The 2,966-nt window shown below is 57.0% G+C and carries 2 protein-coding genes and 1 pseudogene; 1 reads left to right on the forward strand and 2 read right to left on the reverse strand.

The genetic code is table 11. The features are described from left to right. A pseudogene (locus tag AWB68_RS43620) lies at window positions 1–643 on the forward strand (Tn3 family transposase); the annotation flags it as partial. Window positions 644–733: 90 nt separating this feature from the next. Here the strand turns inward: AWB68_RS43620 and AWB68_RS43625 are convergent. Both AWB68_RS43625 and AWB68_RS43630 read right to left on the reverse strand, forming a co-directional pair. Continuing rightward, window positions 734–1,819 carry an IS630 family transposase gene (locus AWB68_RS43625; RefSeq protein ID WP_087650282.1) on the reverse strand — a complete coding sequence of 362 codons (1,086 nt, stop codon included), beginning with the start codon at window positions 1,817–1,819 and terminating at the stop codon, window positions 734–736. Window positions 1,820–2,355: 536 nt separating this feature from the next. Then, complete coding sequence (locus AWB68_RS43630) at window positions 2,356–2,613, reverse strand: hypothetical protein (RefSeq protein ID WP_087650283.1); 258 nt, start codon at window positions 2,611–2,613, stop codon at window positions 2,356–2,358. Between the last annotated feature and the right edge of the window lie 353 nt (window positions 2,614–2,966).

Raw genomic sequence — 2,966 nt, forward strand, 5'->3', positions numbered from 1 at the left:
AGAGCACCTTCACGTTCCTCGCAGTTAAGACGTGCCACAAGAGCTTTGTGCCGTGACAGACCGCGACGTCAGACTTGATCTCATCGAAGAAGTTTAGGACGAGTTTGCCAGGATTGCCTCATCGATTCGCTCAAGAGAATGCACTACAGTTGAAGCCCTAACTCGCTTCGGCTCCGCAGCGCGTGGGCAGCCGGTCTATGACGGAGGCGTCCACATCGATCGGCTGTTCCGTAGTATCTTCCTTATCGATTACTTCACGAATACTTCCTTCCGCACGGAGTTGCAGCACGTCTTAAATCGGGGCGAGGCCGTGCATGTGGTCCATCGCGCGATCCATGTTGGCCGTATCCCAGTCGAATTGGCTCGGCGCGAAGATTCGCTTTCAGCCGTGTCTTCCGTAATGACGCTGCTCGCGAACATTCTGATGGCATGGAACCCGCACATGCAGCATGCGCTGGACGTGCTACAAGCCTCTGGAGGCGAATCGCCTGGAGCCGAGCAGCTCCGAAGGATTGCGCCGACGCATCTGGAGGGCATCAACCTGCGCGGAACCTTCATTTTCCCCGTGGGACGCTATGCAAGCAGACTGCTCCCAAGCTTGGCTCAAGATTCCAAGACGCTTGCCGCCGGTCAGCTCGCGTAGTGAAGCAACGACAACGCGTTTGCGGGTAGACAGCAAGTCAATGATTTACAACGATATTAATTTGGTGTCGGAGGGAAAGCCTTGTCACAGCTAGTGTAGCGTTGCATTCTGTTTGGAACTTAAGCGGCTGTTTGCGCGAATGACCTTCTGCAGGATGTCGCGAGCGGCCTTAGTCCAAATGAACGCCTTGGGGTTGGTGTTGTGGTGAGCGATGTATTGGTCGATTGCTTTGATCAACTCCGGGACGCTGGTGAATATGCCACGGCGCAGGCGTTCGGTCGTGATATCGCGGAAGAAGCGCTCGACCATGTTCAACCACGATGCCGAGGTGGGCGTGAAGTGCATTTCGAATCGAGGGTGCCTGGCCAACCACTCTTGCACGGCCGGATGCTTGTGCGTTGCGTAGTTGTCGGCGATCAGGTGCAGCGTCTTGTCCTTAGGCGTTTCGCGATCGATCTTACGCAAGAACTTCAGCCATTCGACATGTCGATGGCGCTGCTGACATTGCGCGATGACTTGGCCGTCCAAAACGTTGAGTGCGGCGAACAGGGTAGTCGTTCCATTGCGCTTGTAGTCGTGGGTCATGGTGGCCGCACGGCCCATCTTCAGTGGCAGGCCGGGTTGAGTGCGGTCCAGCGCTTGCACCTGGCTCTTCTCGTCGCAGCACAACACCAGCGCGTGCTCGGGCGGCGACATGTACAGGCCCACGATGTCCTCGAGCTTCTCGACGAACCTGGGGTCACGCGAGACCTTGAAGCCTCTCACGAGGTGCGGCTTCAGGCCGTTGGCGCGCCAGTGCCGCGACACGCTGGCAGCGCTGACGCCCAACTCCGCCGCCATCTTGCGGGTGCTCCAGTGCGTAGCCGCCTCGGGCTTGCTCTGCGTGGTCAGCTCAACCAGCCGGGCAACATCCACCTTCGTCGGCGGCGCTCCGCGCGCAAGATCATGCTCAATGCCCGCAAGCCGCGACTCGATGTAGCGCTCGCGCCAGCGCGAGACTTGTATGCGACCAATCTTCAGTTGCTCGGCGATCTCTTTGTTCTGCATGCCGTCGGCAGCAAGCAGAACGATCTTTGCGCGCAATGCCAGCCGCACACTGATGAGCCTGGAGCGAGCCAATTTCGTCAGCTCGTCTCGCTCTTCCTTGGTCAACACAATCTCTGGGGCAACTCGCACGCGCGATCTCCAACTCGACTCTTAGTGAGCATTGGAAATGTGAGAATGACTTAAGTTCCTTTAAGAATGCATCGCTACACTAGCGCGCCCTAACCCGGAACCTGCGTGGAAGCAAGGTCATCCCTTAAGCGCGTGGATTGAAGCGCGCAAACGCGCAAAGTCGTTTCTCGCCAGTTTTTTTGATATGGATACCGTATTAATTGCCGCTAAAGTTACTTATGTCAAATCCGCTGGAGAGCACCATGGACGTGTGCAACCCGATGCTTTTCAAGTCCGACGGCGATTCTAATGATTGCCTCGCGGGCGGCTACTCGTACACGTCGCTCGCAAGCGCACGCTGCAGACGTAATCGTTCAATCCGCGCAAGCAATGGTGGTTTATTTTGAAAAGCATCGATCAACCGATGACTTGCACATCTGCCGACTATGCCGGAACGGTGAACTCACACAGCCTTGCTGCAAGCGGTCTTGCAAACGATTAGCGATTTTGCACGGATCGAGCGAATACCCCAAGAGGCACACCCTCCTGATCGGCGCCTATCTACCTGCGCTGCCCGTCCCGCCAGACTCCCGCTTCGCCTCAGCAAACAGTTCCTTGAGCGCCTCGATCCCAGCATCGGTGAACGCGGTTACCGAGGCCAACTGCTCAGCTGGAACGTCCAGATCGTCGATGATCCCGAGACACCCGTCCTCTGGCTCAAAGTTCATACTCGCCAGTTCGTCCAGCCAATCCTCCGACTCTCCGAGCATCTTTGCGACACAGGAGATCGTATAGACAAAACTCGGTGCTCCCATCGTATTAGACCCTCCCTGGCTTCATGGGCATCCAGCCCTGTTCTGCCGTTTTTCCCCACTTCTCGACATCTATCTGAGTTCCAGTCGCGTGTCGCGTGTCGGACCGGTGAGTACACATCGGCATGATGCGCATTTCGCGCGAGCGAACCTGCCCGCCGATTACCTCGATGTCAAATGCCGCAGGCACGTTACCTTCAATAGACTCTCGTGTCGTACTCCGTTCACGTAGAGCGGTCATCATCACCGCGACGATAGCGCAGCTCCCGTTGGCTGCGTATGGCCGTAACGAACACGGCGTCCAACTCCGGCACAAACCGATACAGTGCCAAGTAGCCGTGGGCACCGTTCGATAT

Origin of the sequence: Caballeronia choica (assembly GCF_001544535.1) — a bacterium.
Classification (GTDB): domain Bacteria; phylum Pseudomonadota; class Gammaproteobacteria; order Burkholderiales; family Burkholderiaceae; genus Caballeronia; species Caballeronia choica.

Coding starts and splice junctions, on each gene's coding strand:
- AWB68_RS43630 (WP_087650283.1), bottom strand. CDS start 2,613: ATGGGAGCACCGAGTTTTGTCTATACGATCTCCTGTGTCGCAAAGATG.